The organism is Kluyvera ascorbata ATCC 33433, assembly GCF_000735365.1.
Lineage (GTDB): Bacteria > Pseudomonadota > Gammaproteobacteria > Enterobacterales > Enterobacteriaceae > Kluyvera > Kluyvera ascorbata.
The window spans coordinates 20,614-40,231 of record NZ_JMPL01000030.1 but is presented as its reverse complement, the minus strand read 5'-3'; the positions used below and the strand labels follow the sequence as shown (position 1 = coordinate 40,231).

Here is a 19,618-nt window from a genome sequence, read left to right as displayed (position 1 = left end):
GGCGTTGCGTCTTGGTGCGATGAACCAGTTGCGCTTCGACTTCCAGTATATGAACCCGATGCCTGGTGGCTCGGTGGATAACTGTGTGACCTTCCAGCCGGTACAGAACCACGTGGTGATTGGCGACGATTCCACTATCGACTTCTCGCACTACTATCACTTCTTGCCGATGCCGGACCTGCGTACGTTCGCCAATGCAGGCTTCCCGTTCACCCGTATGGCAGACCTCTCTGACACGGTTATCGTCATGCCGAAGCAGCCGTCTGAAGCACAGGTGAGCACGCTGCTGAATACCGTGGGCGTGATTGGCGGCCAGACCGGTCTGGCCGGGTCGAACATGACCATCGTCGATGACGGTAGCAAGATTCAGGACAAAGACGCTGATCTGCTGTTGATTGGCTCTATTCCACAACAACTCAAGAACGACAAGCAAATTGACCTGCTGGTGGATGCGACCCAGAGCTGGGTGAAAACGCCGATGCGCCATAACGACCTGCCGAGTATCTATCTGGATACCGACGATCGTCAGCCTAGCGTACAGGCTGGGATCACCTCTTCTGGCCCAATGGCTGCCGTGGTTGGCTTTGAATCACCGTATTTCAAACAGCGTAGCGTGGTGGCGCTGCTTGCCGACAGCGCCAGCGGATATGACCTGCTGAACAACGCGCTGAACGATAGCGGTAAACGTGCGGCGATGTTTGGCTCGGTGTCGGTGATTCGTGAGTCCGGCGTGAACAGCCTGCGCGTAGGCGATATTTACTATGTTGGGCACCTGCCGTGGTTCGAGCGCGTATGGTTTGCACTCTCTAACCACCCGGTGCTGCTGGCTATCTTTGCGGCAATTAGCATCGTGCTGCTGGCTTGGGTACTGTGGCGTCTGCTACGTATCATCAGCCGTCGTCGTCTGAACCCGGAAGACGAGTAAGCCGCGATGAAAATGCTTCGCTGGATAGCTCTGCTATGCGCCCTCGGCGGTCAGGTACAGGCCGCCTGTAACTGGCCTGCCTGGGAGCAGTTCAAGCAAGATTTCGTGAGCGCGGAAGGTCGCGTTATCGATCCCAGCGATGCGCGTAAAATAACCACCTCGGAAGGGCAAAGCTATGCGCTGTTCTTTGCCCTTGCCGCGAACGACCAGCAGACTTTCGCCACCCTGCTTGGCTGGACGCAAAACAACCTCGCGCAGGGCTCGCTGCGCGAACACCTTCCAGCGTGGCTATGGGGCAAAAAGAGCGATGACGAGTGGACGGTGCTGGACAGCAACTCCGCCTCGGATTCCGATATCTGGATTGCCTGGACGCTGCTGGAAGCCGGTCGTCTGTGGAAAAATGAAGATTACACGGCAACGGGTAAGGCGCTGCTGGCGAAGATTGCCGACGGCGAAGTGGTGACAGTCCCCGGTCTAGGGCTGATGCTGCTGCCCGGTCGGGTTGGCTTTGCTGAAGAGGCGCGCTGGCGCTTCAACCCAAGCTATTTCCCACCGCAGGTGGCGCAGTATTTCAGCCGTTTTGGCGCGCCATGGACGACCCTTCGCGATACCAACCTGAAGCTGCTCCTCGATACCGCTCCGAAGGGTTTCTCGCCGGACTGGGTAAGCTACGACAAAAAAAATGGCTGGCTGCTGAAGGAAGCAAACCTGGTAGGCAGCTACGATGCCATTCGCGTCTATTTATGGGTAGGCATGATGCACGATGCCGACCCGCAAAAAGCCCGTCTGCTTAAACGCTTTAACGCGATGGCGGCACAGACCGTGAAGCAGGGCGTTCCCCCGGAAAAAGTCGCGACGGCTACCGGGGCGGTGACCGGCGATGGCCCGGTCGGTTTTTCAGCTTCGCTGATTCCATTCCTACAAAATCGCGATGCGCAGGCCGTTCAGCGCCAGCGCGTAGCTGACCATTTTCCCGGCGCGGATGCTTATTATAATTTTGTTCTGACCCTCTTTGGTCAGGGCTGGGATCAACACCGTTTTCGCTTTAGCGCCCGCGGCGAATTACTACCTGACTGGGGCCAGGAATGCGCAAGTTCACATTAAGTTTAATCACCCTCTCTCTGGGCCTGACGCTGGTACAGCCAGGCTATGCGGACACCTCGGCAGAAGAGCAGCTGCTCAACCAGGTGCGCCTTGGAGAAGCCAGCAAACGGGATGATTTGGTGCAGCAATCGCTGTATCGGCTGGAGCTGATTAATCCCAACAATCCACAGGTGCTAGCGGCGCGTCTGCGCTACCTGCTGCGCCAGGGCGACACCGCTGGCGCGCAAAAACAGCTGCAAAAGCTGGCGCAGGTCGCCCCCAATTCAACGGAATATAACACCGCCCGCGTGGAAATTGGCCTGAACACCGATGCGGGTCGTCAGGCGCTTCAGCAGGCGCGTTTGCTGGCGACAACCGGGCACGTGCCGGAAGCGCTGGCCGACTATGAAAAAGCCTTTAACGGTGCGCCGCCGGACGGTGACTACGCGGTAGAGTACTGGACCACGGTAGCCAAAATTCCGGCACGACGCGATGAAGCGCTCAAACACCTGCAAACGCTGAACAAGCAGAACCCAGGTAACGTTGGCCTGCAAATGACGCTCGCCAATATGCTGCTTGCCGCTAACCAGCGTGATGACGCGTTTAACGTGCTGGAGCAAATGGCGAAATCGTCAAGCGGGCGCGGACCGGCGAGCGACCTGTGGTTTAAATCTATCAAAGACCAGCCCGTCAGCCCGTCCAGCGTACAAGCCCTACAGCGCTATCTGATGATTTTCAGCAGCGGTGAATCGGCGGACAGCGCCCGGGCGATGCTGGCCGATCAGCAAAAGCAGATGGCGGACCCGGTTCTGCGCGCCAAAGCGGTAGAACAGGAAAAAGTGGCGCAGGCAGCGGACAATACGCCGCAGACCTGGCAACTCTACTGGCCGCTGATTCGCAAAGGCGATGCGGCGCTCAAGGCCAACAATCTGGCGCAGGCTGAAGGTTTCTACCAGCAGGCGCGTAAGCTTGATGCAACGGACAGCTATGCGGTGCTGGGGCTGGGCGATGTGGCGATGGCGCGCAAAGATAGCGCCTCGGCAGAACGTTTCTATCAGCAGGCGCTGCGTCTCGACCGCGGCAACAGCAGCGCGGTACGCGGACTGGCGAATATTTATCGCGCCGAGTCGCCGGAAAAGGCGACCGCCTTTATCAACAGCCTTTCCGCCAGCCAGCGCCGCAGCATTGACGATATCGAACGCAGCCTGACCAATGACCGTCTCTCCCAGCAGGCTGAAGCGTTTGAGAATCAGGGGCGTTGGGCGCAAGCGGCTGAAATTCAACGCCGTCGACTGGCGCTCTCGCCGGACGATGTGTGGATCACCTATCGCCTCTCCCGTGACCTGGTGAGCGCCGGGCAGCGCGGCGAAGCCGACAATCTGATGCTCAATCTGGCGCGTAAAAAGCCAACCGATGCCGATCAGGTCTACGCCAACGGGCTTTATCTTTCCGGAAATGGTCAGGACCAGGCCGCGCTGGCGCATCTGGCGGCGCTGCCGCAGGCGCAGTGGAGCGATAACATTCGTGAGCTTGACCAGCGTCTGCGCAGCGACCAACTGATTGCTCAGGCCAACCGTCTACGCGATGGCGGCCAGGAAGTGCAGGCGATTGCGCTGTTAAAACAGCAGCCTGAATCCGCTCGTATTCACTCGACGCTCGCCGACTGGGCGCAGCAGCGGGGCGATAATGCCGTTGCGCTTGCGGAATATAACGCCGTGTTGGCGAAAGACCCGCATGACGACGATGCGCATCTGGGCATGGCGGAAGTCTATGCTGCTGATGGCAACGCGCTGGCAGCCCGCCAGCAACTGGCGCAATTGCCCGCGGAGGGCGAACGTTCACTCAATACTCAGCGCCGTATCGCGTTGGTTAGCGCAAAACTGGGTGATACCGCCGCGGCTCAGCAAATGATGACCGCCCTGATCCCGCAGGCAAAAGCGCAGCCACCGTCAATGGATACCGCGATGGTGCTGCGTGATGCCGCCCGTTATCAGGCGCAGGATGGAAACCCGAAACAGGCGCTGGAAACCTACAAAGATGCGATGGTAGCCGCGCAGGTCACGCCAACGCGGCCGGTGGATAACGACACCTTTACCCGTCTGACGCGTAACGACGAAAAAGACGACTGGCTCAAGCGCGGCGTGCGCAGCGACGCGGCGGATTTATATCGCCAGCAGGATTTAAACGTCACGCTACAGCACGATTACTGGGGTTCAAGCGGTACGGGTGGCTATTCCGATCTGAAAGCCCATACCACGATGTTCCAGGTGGACGCGCCGCTGGCCGATGGTCGCATGTTCTTCCGTTCGGATCTGGTGAACATGGACGCGGGGAGTTTCTCCACCGATAAAAATGACCAGTATAAGAAACAGTGGGGCACCTGTGATTTATCTGCCTGTAGCGGGTCAACGCACCAAAGCGACAGCGGTGCCAGCGTGGCGATTGGCTGGAAAAATGACACCTGTAACGCAGATATTGGCACCACCCCGATGGGCTTTAACGTGGTGGATGTGGTCGGTGGCCTGAGCTACAGCAGCGACGTCGGCCCGCTGGGTTACACGGTTAACGCGCATCGTCGCCCGATCTCCAGCTCGCTACTGGCATTTGGTGGGCAAAAGGATAACGACAATGGCGCACACACAGGCACGACCTGGGGTGGCGTGCGCGCTAACGGCGGCGGCATTAGCCTGAGTTATGACAAAGGTGAAGCCAACGGCGTATGGGCTTCGCTCGGTGGCGACCAACTGTCGGGTAAAAACGTAGACGACAACTGGCGCGTTCGTTGGATGACGGGGTATTACTACAAGGTTATCAACGAGAATAACCGTCGGGTGACCGTTGGGCTCAACAACATGATCTGGCACTACCAGAAGGATCTGAGCGGCTACACCCTTGGTCAGGGGGGCTACTACAGCCCGCAGGAGTATGTGTCGTTTGCGGTGCCGGTTAACTGGCGTGAACGTACGGAAAACTGGTCGTGGGAGTTAGGTGGTTCGGTTTCCTGGTCGCATTCGCGCACCAGTACGGAGCCGCGCTATCCGCTGATGAACCTGATTCCGCAACCCTGGAAGCAAAAAGCCAGCGAGGATGTAAACCACGGCGGCAGTAGCCAGGGCTTCGGCTACACCGCGAGAGCCATCATCGAACGTCGTGTGACATCCAACTGGTTTGTGGGCGCAGGTGTCGATATCCAGCAGGCGAAGGATTACACCCCGAGTCACGCGTTGCTTTACGTGCGTTACTCTGCCGCCGGCTGGCAGGGCGACCTTGATATGCCACCGCAGCCGCTCACGCCTTACGCAGACTGGTAATCCTGCCGTTCCGAATATAGGTATTCGTCTTATATAACCCGGTACTACGCCGGGTTATAATTATTACGACGGAGTCTATTTTGACTTTGTCGCCAGCCTCGTTATTCTCGTTGCCTGAGCAATACGTTCGTATTAGTGGAGAGCTCTTTTGCGCGTTAGCCGTTCCCTTACAATAAAACAAATGGCCATGGTGGCAGTTGTTACCATGTTGTTTTTATTCGTCTTTTGCTTCATCTTATTGTTCCACTTTGTCCAGCAGGATCGCTATAACACCGCGACGCAATTAGAGAGTATCGCCCGCTCGGTACGTCAACCGCTGTCGGCGGCCATCCTTAAAGCCGATATTCCCGAAGCAGAGTCCATTCTTGAACGCATTCAACCTGCGGGCATCGTGAGTCGTGCCGACGTGGTGCTGCCAAACCAGTTTCAGGCGCTGCGGATGAGCTTTATTCCAGAGCGTCCGGTTCCGGTTAACATCACGCGTATTTTTGAACTCCCGGTACAAATTTCACTGCCGCTGTATTCGCTGGAGCGTCCGGCAAACCCACAGCCGTTGGCCTATCTGGTGCTTCAGGCCGATCCTTATCGTATGTATAAGTTCGTGATGAGCGCGCTGGCAACGATAGTGACCGCTTACTTTTTACTCGTTTTGATGCTGACCGTGGCGCTGACCTGGTGCATCAATCGGCTGATTGTCAGGCCGCTGCGCAGCATTGCCTATGAGATTCACGACCTGCCGGGGGCCGATCGCATTGGCCATCAGCTTTCGCTACCGCGCCTGCATCATGACGATGAAATCGGTACGCTGGTACGCAGCTACAACCGTAACCAGCAGGCGCTGCTGCGCCAGTATGACGAACTGAGCGGCCAGTCGACCCGTTTCCCGGTCTCAGACCTGCCAAATAAGGCTTTCCTGTTAGGGCTGCTGGAGCAGAGTCTGGCGCGCAAAACGCCGGTGGCGTTGCTGACCGTCGCCTGTGAAACCTTGCAGGACACCGCGGGCGTACTGAAAGAAGAGCAGCGGGAAATGCTGCTGCTGACGCTGGCTGAGAAGATTAAACAGGTGATTTCGCCGCGCATGGTGCTGGCGCAGGTGAGCGGCTACGACTTTGCGATTCTGGCCTACGACGTCAAAGAGCCGTGGCATGCGATTACATTAGGTCAGCAAATACTCACTATCATCAATGAACGTTTGCCGTTGCAAGGTATTCAGCTGCGTCCAAGCGCCAGCGTGGGTATTGCGATGTACAACGACGGACTCACGGCGGAACAGTTCTACCGCCGCTCGCTCTCGGCGGCCTTTACTGCCCGCCGTAAAGGGAAAAACCAGCTTGAGTTTTTCGACCCGGAGCAGATGGTAAAAGCGCAAAAGCGCCTGACTGAAGAGAGCGACATTCTGACCGCGCTGGATAACCAGCAGTTTTCTATCTGGCTCCAGCCTCAGGTGGCGACCACGACTGGCAAGGTGTGCAGCGCGGAAGTCCTGCTGCGTCAGCGCCAGCCGGACGGAAGCTGGGCGCTGCCCAACGATCTTATCGACAGCATTGAGTCCTGCGGCCTGATGGTGACGGTCGGGCACTGGGTGCTTGAAGAATCCTGCCGCCAGCTTGCCGTCTGGCAGTCGCGCGGCATTATGCTGCCGATTTCAGTCAACATCTCTGCGCTACAGCTTCTGCATCACGATATGGTTTCTGACATGCTGGCGCTGCTCAACCGATACCGCATCGCGCCGGGTACGCTGATTCTGGAAGTGACGGAAAGCCGACGTATTGACGACCCGAAAGCCGCCGTGGCGATTTTACGCCCACTGCGTAACGCCGGGGTCAGAATTGCGCTGGATGATTTTGGTATGGGCTACGCCGGTCTGCGTCAGCTACAGCATATGAAATCGGTCCCCGTGGACATTCTCAAGATTGACAAAATCTTTATCGACAGCCTGCCGGAAGATACCAGCATGGTGGCGGCTATCATCCAGCTTGGGCGTAGTCTTAACCTGAAGATGGTTGCGGAAGGTGTTGAAAGTAAAGAGCAATATGCGTGGCTGCGAGCGGCGGATGTCGATATCCTGCAGGGCTTTTTGTTTGCGCGCGCCGTGCCAATCGACGTGTTTGAGCAAGATTATTTGGGTAAGGACAATTCACTGCTTCCGGGAGATCAGAGTTAGTGATTGTGCGTGTCAGCTCAAAGTTTTAACAATTAAGTATCAAATTAACGTACAAATATTTCGATTATGTTTCTTGGATGTTATTTTGTGCCGACAGGTAAAAATAATCCCTACATTTCCTGTGGCTATAGCTTAAGGACATCCTATGAAAACCTCTTTCTTCAAAAGCCTCTACTTCCAGGTGCTGACGGCGATAGTGATCGGTGTGTTGCTCGGTCACTATTACCCGGAACTGGGCGCGCAAATGAAACCGCTCGGCGATGCCTTCGTTAAACTGATTAAAATGGTTATTGCGCCGGTTATCTTTTGTACGGTAGTCACCGGCATTGCGGGCATGGAAAGCATGAAAGCGGTAGGGCGCACCGGCGCCGTGGCGCTGCTCTACTTTGAAGTGGTCAGCACCATCGCGCTGATTATTGGCCTGATTATTGTTAACGTGGTTCAGCCGGGGGCGGGAATGAACGTTGACCCCGCCACGCTTGATGCCAAGGCCGTGGCGATGTACGCCGAGCAGGCAAAAGACCAGGGCATTGTTGCCTTCCTGATGGATATTATTCCTTCCAGCGTTATCGGTGCCTTTGCTAGCGGCAACATTCTTCAGGTGCTGCTGTTTGCGGTGATGTTTGGCTTCGCGCTGCATCGCCTGGGCAGCAAAGGCCAGCTGATCTTCAACGTTATTGAAAGCTTCTCGCAGGTTATCTTCGGTATCATCAACATGATCATGCGCCTGGCACCGATTGGTGCGTTCGGGGCTATGGCCTTCACCATTGGTAAATATGGCGTCGGTACCCTGGTGCAGCTTGGTCAGCTGATTATCTGTTTCTATATCACCTGTATTCTGTTTGTGGTGGTGGTGCTGGGTTCAATTGCCCGCGCGACCGGGTTCAGCATTTTCAAATTTATCCGCTATATCCGCGAAGAGCTGCTGATTGTGCTGGGGACCTCCTCTTCCGAGTCGGCGCTACCGCGTATGCTCGATAAGATGGAAAAACTGGGATGCCGGAAGTCGGTGGTGGGGTTGGTTATTCCGACCGGCTACTCGTTTAACCTCGACGGTACCTCGATTTACCTGACGATGGCGGCGGTATTTATCGCCCAGGCCACCAACAGCCACATGGATATTTTCCATCAGGTGACGCTGCTGGTGGTGCTGCTGCTCTCTTCTAAAGGGGCTGCTGGGGTAACCGGTAGCGGCTTTATCGTGCTGGCGGCGACCATCTCTGCGGTAGGTCATCTGCCGGTTGCCGGTCTGGCGCTGATTCTGGGTATTGACCGCTTTATGTCAGAAGCGCGAGCGTTAACCAACCTGATTGGTAACGGCGTGGCGACGATTGTGGTGGCAAAACGAGTGAAACAGCTGGACGCTAAACAGTTGGACGACGTGCTCAATAACCGTCCGACGGCTAAAAAATCGCACGAATTATCCTCTTAATCTCCTCACTTAAGCCCGTACTCCCTTGCTGGAGCGCGGGCTCCTGCGCATAATTAGGCGGCGTCATTATTTGGCTGCTTATAGCCAGTATTTTATTTTCCTTAGCCATGTGACGTTTTTGCGATTGTGTGGTCTAACTGACGTATTTACTTCATTATTTTAGGTAATCGCCCGCGGCGGTTGTCTTTTATACCCTAAAGAGCCCGCGCTCAAGCAGCCCGGACTCCGCTGGGGATAACCAGGAACGTTCATCAGGGGTTCACATGCAGGGCACAACAATTCGACTTTTAGCCGGTGGTTTGCTGATGATGGCAGCAGCCAGCTATGTGCAGGCAGAAGCACTCCAGCCGGACCCGGCCTGGCAACAGGGTACGTTGTCTAATGGCTTTCAGTGGCAGGTGCTTGCCACTCCGCAGCGCCCGAGTGACCGTGTAGAAATCCGGCTCTCGATTGATATTGGTTCATTAGATGAAAGCGCCCAGCAAACGGGTTATAGCCACCTTATTCCTCGTATCGCGCTAACCCAAAGCGGCGGCTTGCAAACGATGCAGGCACGCTCCATGTGGCAGCAGAGCATCGATCCAAAACGCCCGCAGCCGCCCGCGATCGTCTCATATGATTACACCCGATTTAACCTGAGCCTGCCTAACAACCGCAACGATCTGCAAAAAGAGGCGTTGAACTGGCTGGCTACCTCGATGGGTAAATTGAGCATCACGCCGGACACCGTCAACTACGCGCTGGGCGTGCAGGATATGGTGGCAACCTGGCCGCAGGATACCAAAGAGGGCTGGTGGCGCTACCGCCTGAAGGGTTCTACCATGCTGGGTCATGACCCGGCTGAGCCGCTGAAACTGCCGGTAGATGCGAAGCACTTAGCCGAGTTTTATCAAAAATGGTACACCCCGGATGCCATGACGTTGATTATCGTCGGCAACGTGGATAGCCGTTCTACCATTGAACAAATCAGTAAGATTTTCGGTGAGCTGAAGGGCAAGCGTGAAACGCCAGCCGCGGTGCCAACGCTGTCGCCGCTGCGTCCGGAAGCGGTGAGCATCATGACCAACGCCGTGCGCCAGGATCGTCTCTCCATTATGTGGGATATCCCGTGGCAGCCGATTCGTGAGTCCGCCGCGCTGCAGCGCTACTGGCGAGCTGACCTGGCGCGTGAAGCGCTGTTCTGGCATATCCAGCAGAAGCTGAGCCGCACAAACGTGAAAGATATCGGCCTGGGCTTTGACTGCCGCGTACTGTATCTGCGTGCCCAGTGCGGCATTAACCTGGAATCTCCTGGCGAGAAGCTGGAGAGTAATCTGAGCGTGGTGGCGCGCGAGCTGGCCGCTATCCGAGAAAAAGGTCTGCCGGAAGATGAGTTTGATTCTCTGATTGCGCAGAAAAAGCTGGAGCTGCAGAAGTTGTTTGCTACCTACGCGCGGATGGATACCGAAATGCTGATTAGCCAGCGTATGCGCTCGTTGCAGAACCAGGTTGTTGATATTGCGCCGGAGCAGTACCAGAAGCTGCGTCAGAGTTTCCTCGAGTCTCTGACCCCGGACATGCTTAACCAGGATCTGCGTCAGCAGCTGTCTCAGGATATGGCGCTGATTCTTCAACAGCCGACCGGTGAGCCGGAGTACAACATGAAGGATCTGCAAGAGGTGTGGGGCAAGATTATGCTGACACCGACGGTGGAAGCGGCGACGGCGACGGAAGAGAGTCACCTGGATGTGACGGATATTCCGCCAGCGCAGTAGCGGTTTACCCCTAACCCTCTCCCCAATGGGGTGAGGGGAAACGCACAGACGAAAAAAAACCTCTTCCAACCGGAAGAGGTTTTTTTATACCCGCAAACTTACGCCGGCATCGCGTCGCGTGGAATAATCGCCCCACGGTGCTGAATCACGGTGCTCGCCGTCTGGTGACCGCGCTTCGCTGCCGCCGCCGCATCGCCGCCGGTCAGGCGAACGGACAGATAGCCTGCGCTGAAGGAATCGCCCGCCGCGGTGGTATCAACCACTTTCTCTTTCGGCAGCTTAACCGCTGGCACATCAACCAGCGCTTCGCCGGTAATCGCCACCAGGCAAGAGTCTGCGCCGCGTTTCACTACCACTTCGCTGACGCCAGCGGCCTGAGTACGTGCGATAACCTCTTCAACCGGCTTCTCGCCCCACAGCGCGTCTTCATCGTCCAGCGTCAGGAAGGCAATATCGGTGCACTGCAGCATTTGTTGGTAAACCTGCTGAGTCTCTTCTTTGCTGGCCCACAGGCGTGGACGGTAGTTATTGTCGAAGATGACCTTACCGCCGTTAGCGCGGCACTGTTTCAGCAGCGCAATCAGCTTCTCACGGCTTGCTGGGCTGAGGATCGCCAGGCTGATACCGCTCAGGTAGAGGTAGTCAAAGCCTGCCAGCTGTTCACAGATAGCGGCAGACTGCTCGCTCTCCAGCCAGAACTTCGCCGCGGCTTCGTTACGCCAGTAGTAGAACGTACGCTCGCCGGTCTCATCGGTTTCGATGTAGTACAGGCCTGGCATACGATCGCTCATGCGTTGAATCAGGTCGGTTTTGACGTTCTCAGCCTGCCAGGCATCCATCATCTGCTGGCTGAAGGTATCCGTACCGAGCGCGGTGACGTAATTGACGCTGAGTTCAGCAGGAGAGACCTGGCGAGCAATATAGACGGACGTGTTTAAGGTGTCGCCGCCAAAGCCGCGGTTAACTTGTGCGCCCTTCTCGGACAGCTCAATCATGCATTCGCCAATCACGGCAATTTTTTTGGACATAATCATCAACCTGATTCGGTAAATTTTTCGTAGTGTGCGCTGTGGCTAATCGTTGGTCAACTATATTAAAACAACGTTCCATTATTTTTTTGAGCTAGCGCGTGTTACGACCGATTTATTCATTTTAGCGGTAATAAAATGGCTAAAACTGAACATAAAGTTCTCACTTACCCCGCCGATAACTTTATCACTAGACCCTCTGACCCTCTCTTCACAGGAAGCTTAAATGACGTTAAAGCAGGTGAACCAGCGGGCGAGAGTACCTGATGCGGAGCTGGAAAGCCTACAGCAACTGCGATACTGGCAAGAGTGTGAGCGTGTCTATACCTACCAGCCTATCTACACTATTCATGGCCGCTTGATGGCGATTGAAGTGTTAACGATAGTGACCCATCCCTCTCAACCACAAAAGCGTATTGCCCCGGATCGTTACTTCGCTGCGGTTTCTATCGGCCAACGCATCCATGTCATCAAAGAACAGGTGGCAATGCTGGCAAAAAGAAAGCATTTCTTTGAGCAGAATAAGGTGCTGGCATCGGTGAACGTCGATGCGCTGACGCTGCTGGAAATGCGTCAGGACCGGATCCTGAAAACCATGATTGAGACGCTGCCCTGGCTACGCTTCGAACTGGTTGAGCATATGGCGCTGCCGCAAGACTCTACGGTGGCCTCGCTGTGTGAATTTGGCCCGCTGTGGCTGGATGATTTCGGCACCGGCATGGCCAACTTCTCGGCGTTGAATGAGGTGCGCTACGACTACATCAAAGTGGCCCGCGATCTGTTCATCATGCTGCGCAAAACTCCTGAAGGCCGTAAATTGTTTATCCTGCTGATTGAGCTAATGAACCGCTACTGTGAAGGGGTGATTGTTGAGGGGGTTGAAACGCTGGAAGAGTGGCGTGAAATTCAAAACTCTCCCGCCGCCGCCGCGCAGGGGTATTTCCTTTCCCGACCGGTGCCGATGGATACCCTCGAAAACGTGTTAACGATCTTGTGAAACGCCCGCTTCCTTATGCCTGGACTATAGTTTTATAGGCAGAGTCATCAGGAAAGGGGATAACAATGTCAAAAACAGCCAGGGCTATATCCTGGACCGCAGGGATTATTTTGTTGTTGATTGTAGCTATCGCTATCTTTATCGCTACATTCGACTGGAACCGCCTTAAGCCAACCATCAACCAAAAGGTCTCGGCCGAGCTGAACCGACCGTTCGCGATACGCGGCGATTTAGGCGTGGTATGGGAACGTCAAAAAGAGGAAACCGGCTGGCGGAGTTGGGTGCCCTGGCCACACGTCCATGCCGACGACATTATTCTCGGCAACCCGCCGGATATTCCTGAAGTGACGATGGTTCACTTGCCGCGCGTTGAGGCCACGCTAGCGCCGCTGGCGCTGCTGACAAAAACAGTTTACCTACCATGGATAAAACTTCAGCAGCCCGATGCGCGCCTTATCCGCCTGTCGGAGAAAACCAATAACTGGACCTTTAACCTCGCCGGCAGCGACGAGAAAGAGGCCAATGCACAGCCTTCCCCATGGTCTTTCCGTCTCGACAATATTCTCTTCGATCGTGGGCGAATTACGATTGATGACAAGATCAGCAAGGCTGATATCGAGATCCTGGTCGATCCGCTGGGTAAACCGCTGCCGTTTAGTGAAGTCACCGGTAACAAAGCCAAAGGGGATAACGCCAAAGCCGGTGATTATGTTTTCGGCCTGACGGCGAAGGGACGCTACAACGGCCAGCCGCTAACCGGAACCGGCAAAATTGGCGGTATGCTGGCCCTGCGCAGCGACGGTACACCGTTCCCGGTACAGGCAGATTTCCGCTCCGGGAACACGCGGGTCGCCTTCACTGGGACGGTTAACGATCCCATGAAGATGGGCGGGGTCGATTTGCGGTTGAAGTTTGCCGGTGACTCTCTGGGAGCGCTGTATGAGCTGACCGGCGTATTGCTGCCGGAAACGCCGCCGTTTGAAACCGATGGGCACCTGGTGGCGAAGATCGACGCGCAGAAATCTTCGGTCTTTGATTATCGTGATTTCAACGGCCGTATTGGCGACAGCGACATTCACGGATCGCTGACCTACACCACGGGCAAACCTAGACCTAAGCTGGAAGGCGATATCGAGTCGCGCCAGCTGCGCCTCGCTGACCTGGGGCCGCTGATTGGCGTCGATTCGGGTAAAGGCACGAAGTCGAAAGAGGTGAAAAAGGACATTCAGCCTGCGGGCAAAGTATTGCCATATGAGCGCTTTGAAACCGATAAATGGGGCATGATGGATGCCGATGTCCGGTTTAAGGGCGGCAAAATCGAGCACGGAAGTACGCTGCCAATAAGCAACCTCTCCACCCATATCATCCTCAAAAATGCCGACCTGCGTCTGCAGCCGCTGAAATTTGGCCTGGCGGGAGGGACTATCTCGTCCAATATTCACCTGGAAGGCGATAAAAAGCCGATGCAGGGGCGAGCGGATATTCAGGCGCGGCGGCTTAAACTCAAAGCGCTCATGCCCAACGTTGAGCTGATGCAAAAGACTCTCGGCGAAATGAACGGCGACGCGGATATTCGTGGGGTGGGCAACTCGGTAGCGGCGCTGCTGGGTACTAGCAACGGTAACCTTAAGCTGCTGATGAATGACGGGCTGGTCAGCCGTAATTTGATGGAGATCCTCGGGCTCAACGTCGGTAACTTTATCGTTGGACAAATCTTCGGTGATGATGAGGTACGGGTGAACTGTGCGGCAGCAAATCTGGATTTGGTTAACGGTGTAGCGCGGCCGCAAATTTTAGCCTTCGACACGGAAAATGCCGTCATCAACGTGACCGGTACCGCCAGCATGGCCTCTGAGCAGCTTGATTTGACCATCGACCCGGAGAGTAAGGGGCTGCGTATTATCACTCTACGTTCGCCGCTGTATGTGAGGGGGTCGTTTAAAAATCCACAGGCGGGGGTTAAAGTTGGGCCACTGATTGCGCGCGGTGCGGTGGCGGCAGCCCTTGCGACGCTGGTGACGCCCGCAGCGGCGCTGCTGGCGCTGGTTTCGCCTTCAGAAGGGGATGCGAATCAGTGTCGGACCATATTGTCCCAGATGAAGAAGTAATGAGGCGTTAGCTGTGGTGAACGGCAGGCCGGATGGTGGCGTAAACGCCTTATCCGGCCTGCCGTATCATTTTGCTTTTATAACGAGTGATGTTTGGTTTCGTGGGTCAGCAGCAACGCAATCAGCGTCAGTCCCGCCATGGCTGCCAGATAGACACCCACGTAGAACAACCCATAGCTACTCTGCAACCAAGCCGCGATATACGGTGCAACAGACGCACCCAGAATCGACGACACGTTGTAGGAGAACGATGCGCCGGTATAACGCACTTCCGTTGGGAACAGCTCCGGCAGCAGCGCACCCATTGGGCCAAAGGTCAGACCCATCAGGCTCAGACCAACCAGCAGATACAGCATAATCAGCGCCGGATTACCGGAGCCCAGCAGCGGCTGGAAGAAGAACAGCGCGAAGATAATAATCAGGCTGGTGATCACAATCATGCTTGGGCGACGACCGAAACGGTCAGCCAGCAGGCCAGCAATCGGCACCATCACGCCAAACCCAATCACTGCCAGCATTAACATCCACAGCACTTCGTTACGCGGCAGCCCCAGGCCATTTGGCGCGGCGGCAGTGCTGTAGGTCATCGAGTAGACGGTCATAATATAGAACAGCGTATAGGTCGCCAGCATGATGAAGGTGCCGAGCACCGTCACGCGGACGTGCTTGCTGAGCAGGGTGCCCATTGGCACTTTCACCTGTTTCTTCGCGGCAGCGACTTTGGCGAACACCGGCGTTTCATGCAGCGAGACGCGCACGTACAGGCCGATAATGACCAGCACCGCAGAGAAGATAAACGGTACGCGCCATCCCCAGGTCATGAACTGCTCGTCGGTCAGCAGCCAGGAGAGCAGCAGGAAGGTACCGTTAGCAAAGAAGAAGCCAATCGGTGCACCCAACTGTGGGAACGAGCCGTACAGCGCACGTTTGCGCGGCGGGGCATTTTCCGTTGCCAGCAGCGCCGCGCCGCCCCATTCACCGCCCAGACCCAGACCCTGACCAAAGCGTGCCAGCGCCAGCAGGACCGGCGCCATAATGCCGATGGTGGCATAGCTCGGCAGCAGGCCGATAACCACGGTGGAGATCCCCATGGTCAGCAGTGAAGCGACCAGCGTGACCTTGCGCCCAACACGGTCACCGAAGTGGCCGAAGAGCGCGGAACCGATAGGACGAGCGACGAAGGCGATAGCGAACGTTGCCAGCGATTGCAGCGTTGCCGCCGTCGGATCGCCCTGTGGGAAGAAGATATGCGGGAACACGATGACCGCGGCGGTGGCGTAAATATAGAAGTCGAAGAACTCAATGGCGGTGCCGATGAGTGAGGCCACGACGACTTTGTTACGCGAGTTAACCGGAGCGGAAGCCTGTTCGTTATCGAGTGTTGTGCTGGTCATAGTCTTTTCTAATATGTATAGCGAACGAAAGGCCATATTAGACATAGCAAAAGCGACATTTCAATCTGTAACAGGATTGTAAAATGGCGCAAAGAGCAGCAAAAAGTGGATAATTTCTATACCCGTAAATTATCAAACATGAAATGCTTCACATTTTTTGTGTATTAGATGATAAAACTGGTTTTTGGTTAAATAAAAGTTACAGGCTGGATTTATATGCTAATTCGACGGGTTGGGCTGAAATTTTCAGCCCAACATAGCGTTTAGCGGTGGGTTTTTCCCGGCATTCTCGGGTCGTCTTTGTACTCTGCGGTGGCAATCCACGCAGCGCAGAACAGCGTCAGACGGGCGAAGAAGTAGAAGAACGCCATCAGGCCTAGCACCGAGCCAAATGCGGCGCCAGAAGGAGATTTCACCAGCGTTGGCAGCGTCCAGGTCATGATGATTTTGATCACCTCAAAGCCGATGGCAGCGATAAAGGTGCCGCGGATTAACGCCTTTTTACGCGGGCGATGGCGAGGCAGTCGCCAGAAAATCCAGAAGAACAGCAGGTAGTTGGCGAAAATTGAAATCGCCAGGCCAATCAGCCGCCAGGCGGGCTTCAGCCACTCAATGCTGTCGAGATACAGCGCTGAGATAATCATTTGCTGTGCGGAACCTGCCACCGACGTAATAGAGAGGGTGACAATCAGCGCAATCAGCAGGCCAATCAGCGAGATGAAGTCGCGCAGGTACTTAATCCAGATGGCCTCCTGATCCTGCGGCGTACGTTCCCAGACGTCTCGCGACTGGGCGCGAATGGCCTCGCGCAGGTTGCCCATCCAGTTGATCCCGGAGTAGAGCGCAATACACAGACCGACGAGACCAACGGTGGTACGCTGCTGGACGGCGGTGTTGATGGTGCTTTTGAGCGTGGCGGCGAGCGTTGGGTCGCTGACGTTGGTCAGGATCTTATTGAAGATGTCCTGCAACAGCGTCGGGTGCGAGGCGAGGATAAACCCGGCGGCAGCGAACGACACCATCAGGATGGGGATCATCGATAAGAATGAAAAATAGGTGATCGCCGCGCCAAACTGATTTCCCAGCCGATCGTTGAAGCGCTCGGCGGCGCGAATCAGGTGCGCGATAATCGGCTGGCGCTGAATCTTCTGCGCCGTGGTGGTGACGCTATCCAGCGCCTTGCTAGCCTTTTGCTGTAGACGTTTATCGTTGTTTTCCGACGTCATCAGGTTGATTTTCCTTTTTATTGCTTTTACTTAAGTATAGAAGGTTCCCGGAGTCGGTGCGTTACACCTCGTCCGGGGGACCCATCGCGACCTGTAACCCGGCCAAGCAAAGCGCCGGCGGGATCAATCCACATACCCCTGCAACACCCCGGTTAACCACTCCATAAACAGGTGCACCCGCCGCGAAAGATTCCGGCGGTGCGGATAAATCAGCGACACCGGCATCGGCTCCGCCCGGTACTGCGGGAGAATTTCAACCAGCTCACCGCTGTGCAGCGCCTCGCGCACGCCCACCCGTGGCACCTGAATAATCCCCAACCCTGCCAGGCAGGCGGCGTGATAAGTCTCGGTACTGTTCACCGTCAGCACCCCGCCGGTTTTGACCCACTGGGTGCCGTTCTCTTTGGCCACTTCAAACCCCTGCGGGCGTACGCCAAGACTGGTGGCGTAGTGGACCAGCGCATGGTTGCTGAGGTCGTCCAGTGACTCCGGATAGCCAAAGCGCGACAAATAGCCTGGGCTGGCACAGTTGATGACGGTCAGCTTACCGAGCGGGCGGGCAATCAACCCGGAATCTTTCAGCGAACCCACGCGCACTACGCAGTCGAAGCCTTCCCGAATGACGTCCACCAGGCGATCGCTACTGCTGAGTTCGATCTCAATACCGGGATAGTGCTGTAAAAAAGCGGGCAGTTTGGGGATCACGATTTTATGCGCCACGCTGACCGGCATGTCCACGCGCAGCCGCCCGCTGACGCTGCTGGGGTCACTCTGAAACATGCTGTCCAGTTCGTCGAGGTTGCTGAGCAGATCCTTAGCGCGCTCGTAGTAGACCATCCCATCCTGAGTCAGCAGCACCCGCCGAGTGGTGCGGTGTAGCAGGCGACAGCCCAAATGGTTTTCCAGCGCCTGAATTTGTCGCGATACGCTACCTTTAGGAAGGCCAAGGGTATCTGCCGCGCGAGAAAAACTCTCCAGTTCAGCGACGCGGATGAACAGCTGCATTGCGTGAATTTTATCCATCAGAATGCCCTATTGTTGTTCCAGATGAGACAGTGAAGCGTAATCAGGGATATTTATTGTTCTTTTATCACCTAATAAGCTTGTTCTCAACGAACACACCCACTGAAATGAGGTTTCCCATGACTCAACGTATTGCATTAGTAACCGGCGGTAGCCGCGGACTTGGCAAAAATGCGGTGCTGAAGCTTGCCGCGCAGGGAACGGATATTATCTTCACCTACAATAGCCAGCGTGATGCTGCACTGGAAGTTGTGGCCGAAATTGAGCAAACAGGGGCGAAAGCAGTAGCATTGCAGCTGAACGTCAGCGATGTTGCTAGCTTTGCTACTTTCACCCAACAGGTGAAAGAGGCACTGAATCAGGTCTGGGGTCGCGAGACATTTGATTATTTAGTGAACAATGCTGGCATTGGGCTCTACGCCTCCTTTGCCGAGACGTCAGAGGCGTTATTTGATGAGCTGATGAATATTCACTTTAAGGGACCCTTCTTCCTGACCCAGGGGCTGCTGCCGCTGATAGCAGAGGGTGGGCGTATTCTGAACGTCTCGACCGGACTGGCGCGTTTTGCCCTGCCGGGTTACGCCGCTTACGCTTCAATGAAAGGGGCAATGGAAGTGCTGACCCGTTACCAGGCGAAAGAGCTGGGCGCGCGCGGTATTTCGGTCAACAGCATTGCACCGGGGGCGATTGAAACGGATTTCGGCGGCGGTCGCGTTCGCGATAATGACGATCTGAACAAGTATGTCGCCTCGCAGACTGCGCTGGGCCGCGCAGGCCTGCCGGATGACATTGGCGATGCGATTGCCGCACTGCTCAGCGATAACCTACGCTGGATGACCGCGCAGCGTATTGAAGTCTCAGGCGGTATGTTCCTATAAGCCACCGGATAACGCCTTTGAGAATCAAAGGCGTTATTTACATATCGTGCCAAATAATGTCCTATTCCGGACTAGCTACTTCCCATTTTTCCGTGAATAATCTAAATCTCACCAATTAATATTATCCCATCGACAGCTATATCATCCAATTCTTAATTGGGATGTGATAACTTATTTGAATGCGTAATCGCAGTGAGAGGGTTGTAAACATTCATAATCGTGATGTTTAGATTGTCAGATATCTACGTAAAATGACCCAGGCCAAACGACGGGTTCTTATTTTATGCCGTGGGGA

The 19,618-nt window shown here is 55.5% G+C and carries 13 protein-coding genes; 9 read left to right on the top strand and 4 right to left on the bottom strand.

Features of this window, described 5'->3' with window-relative positions:
- The 6 genes from GKAS_RS09885 to GKAS_RS09860 form a co-directional block, all read left to right on the top strand.
- Positions 1-925: cellulose biosynthesis cyclic di-GMP-binding regulatory protein BcsB (locus GKAS_RS09885; RefSeq protein ID WP_035893940.1), on the top strand; the 925-nt coding region annotated here is incomplete at its 5' end.
- 6 nt (positions 926-931) lie between these two features.
- Positions 932-2,029, top strand: a complete 1,098-nt coding sequence (gene bcsZ, locus GKAS_RS09880) for a cellulose synthase complex periplasmic endoglucanase BcsZ (protein WP_035893935.1) — start codon at positions 932-934, stop codon at positions 2,027-2,029.
- The gene (gene bcsC / locus GKAS_RS09875; protein WP_035893933.1) at positions 2,011-5,319 is read left to right on the top strand and encodes a cellulose synthase complex outer membrane protein BcsC; all 3,309 of its coding nucleotides are present in this window, start codon (positions 2,011-2,013) and stop codon (positions 5,317-5,319) included. Before bcsZ ends, bcsC begins: the two co-directional genes overlap by 19 nt.
- A gap of 148 nt (positions 5,320-5,467) precedes the next feature.
- A complete protein-coding gene (hmsP, locus tag GKAS_RS09870) occupies positions 5,468-7,483 on the top strand; it encodes a biofilm formation regulator HmsP (RefSeq protein ID WP_035893931.1) in 2,016 nt (671 codons plus the stop codon).
- Positions 7,484-7,628: 145 nt separating this feature from the next.
- Positions 7,629-8,915, top strand: a complete 1,287-nt coding sequence (locus GKAS_RS09865) for a dicarboxylate/amino acid:cation symporter (protein WP_035893929.1) — start codon at positions 7,629-7,631, stop codon at positions 8,913-8,915.
- 263 nt (positions 8,916-9,178) lie between these two features.
- Positions 9,179-10,669 carry a M16 family metallopeptidase gene (locus GKAS_RS09860; protein WP_035893928.1) on the top strand — a complete coding sequence of 497 codons (1,491 nt, stop codon included), beginning with the start codon at positions 9,179-9,181 and terminating at the stop codon, positions 10,667-10,669.
- A gap of 98 nt (positions 10,670-10,767) precedes the next feature.
- Here GKAS_RS09860 and kdgK read toward each other — a convergent pair whose 3' ends face one another.
- A complete protein-coding gene (gene kdgK / locus GKAS_RS09855; RefSeq protein ID WP_035893927.1) occupies positions 10,768-11,697 on the bottom strand; it encodes a 2-dehydro-3-deoxygluconokinase in 930 nt (309 codons plus the stop codon).
- A 226-nt stretch (positions 11,698-11,923) separates the two neighbouring features.
- Between kdgK and pdeH the strand changes: the two genes are divergently transcribed.
- Positions 11,924-12,694: a cyclic-guanylate-specific phosphodiesterase gene (pdeH, locus tag GKAS_RS09850; RefSeq protein ID WP_035893925.1), complete on the top strand. Its 771-nt coding sequence runs from the start codon at positions 11,924-11,926 to the stop codon at positions 12,692-12,694.
- Positions 12,695-12,759: 65 nt separating this feature from the next.
- Positions 12,760-14,802: an AsmA family protein gene (locus GKAS_RS09845; protein WP_035893923.1), complete on the top strand. Its 2,043-nt coding sequence runs from the start codon at positions 12,760-12,762 to the stop codon at positions 14,800-14,802.
- A gap of 77 nt (positions 14,803-14,879) precedes the next feature.
- Here GKAS_RS09845 and GKAS_RS09840 read toward each other — a convergent pair whose 3' ends face one another.
- From GKAS_RS09840 to GKAS_RS09830, 3 genes are all read right to left on the bottom strand, one after another.
- Positions 14,880-16,196 carry an MFS transporter gene (locus GKAS_RS09840; RefSeq protein WP_035893921.1) on the bottom strand — a complete coding sequence of 439 codons (1,317 nt, stop codon included), beginning with the start codon at positions 16,194-16,196 and terminating at the stop codon, positions 14,880-14,882.
- A gap of 263 nt (positions 16,197-16,459) precedes the next feature.
- Positions 16,460-17,422, bottom strand: a complete 963-nt coding sequence (gene yhjD, locus GKAS_RS09835; protein WP_035893919.1) for an inner membrane protein YhjD — start codon at positions 17,420-17,422, stop codon at positions 16,460-16,462.
- Positions 17,423-17,545: 123 nt separating this feature from the next.
- Positions 17,546-18,445 (bottom strand): LysR family transcriptional regulator, encoded by a 900-nt coding sequence (locus tag GKAS_RS09830; RefSeq protein ID WP_035893918.1) that lies wholly within the window; start codon positions 18,443-18,445, stop codon positions 17,546-17,548.
- 119 nt (positions 18,446-18,564) lie between these two features.
- Between GKAS_RS09830 and GKAS_RS09825 the strand changes: the two genes are divergently transcribed.
- A complete protein-coding gene (locus GKAS_RS09825) occupies positions 18,565-19,323 on the top strand; it encodes an SDR family NAD(P)-dependent oxidoreductase (RefSeq protein WP_035893916.1) in 759 nt (252 codons plus the stop codon).
- Positions 19,324-19,618: the final 295 nt, after the last annotated feature.

Bases quoted from the DNA above. Each gene is read 5' to 3' on its own strand.
- bcsZ (WP_035893935.1), top strand. From the start codon at position 932: ATGAAAATGCTTCGCTGGATAGCTCTGCTATGCGCCCTCGGCGGTCAG.
- pdeH (WP_035893925.1), top strand. From the start codon at position 11,924: ATGACGTTAAAGCAGGTGAACCAGCGGGCGAGAGTACCTGATGCGGAG.
- GKAS_RS09840 (WP_035893921.1), bottom strand. From the start codon at position 16,196: ATGACCAGCACAACACTCGATAACGAACAGGCTTCCGCTCCGGTTAAC.
- kdgK (WP_035893927.1), bottom strand. From the start codon at position 11,697: ATGTCCAAAAAAATTGCCGTGATTGGCGAATGCATGATTGAGCTGTCC.
- GKAS_RS09845 (WP_035893923.1), top strand. From the start codon at position 12,760: ATGTCAAAAACAGCCAGGGCTATATCCTGGACCGCAGGGATTATTTTG.
- yhjD (WP_035893919.1), bottom strand. From the start codon at position 17,422: ATGACGTCGGAAAACAACGATAAACGTCTACAGCAAAAGGCTAGCAAG.
- bcsC (WP_035893933.1), top strand. From the start codon at position 2,011: ATGCGCAAGTTCACATTAAGTTTAATCACCCTCTCTCTGGGCCTGACG.
- GKAS_RS09830 (WP_035893918.1), bottom strand. From the start codon at position 18,445: ATGGATAAAATTCACGCAATGCAGCTGTTCATCCGCGTCGCTGAACTG.
- GKAS_RS09860 (WP_035893928.1), top strand. From the start codon at position 9,179: ATGCAGGGCACAACAATTCGACTTTTAGCCGGTGGTTTGCTGATGATG.
- GKAS_RS09865 (WP_035893929.1), top strand. From the start codon at position 7,629: ATGAAAACCTCTTTCTTCAAAAGCCTCTACTTCCAGGTGCTGACGGCG.
- GKAS_RS09825 (WP_035893916.1), top strand. From the start codon at position 18,565: ATGACTCAACGTATTGCATTAGTAACCGGCGGTAGCCGCGGACTTGGC.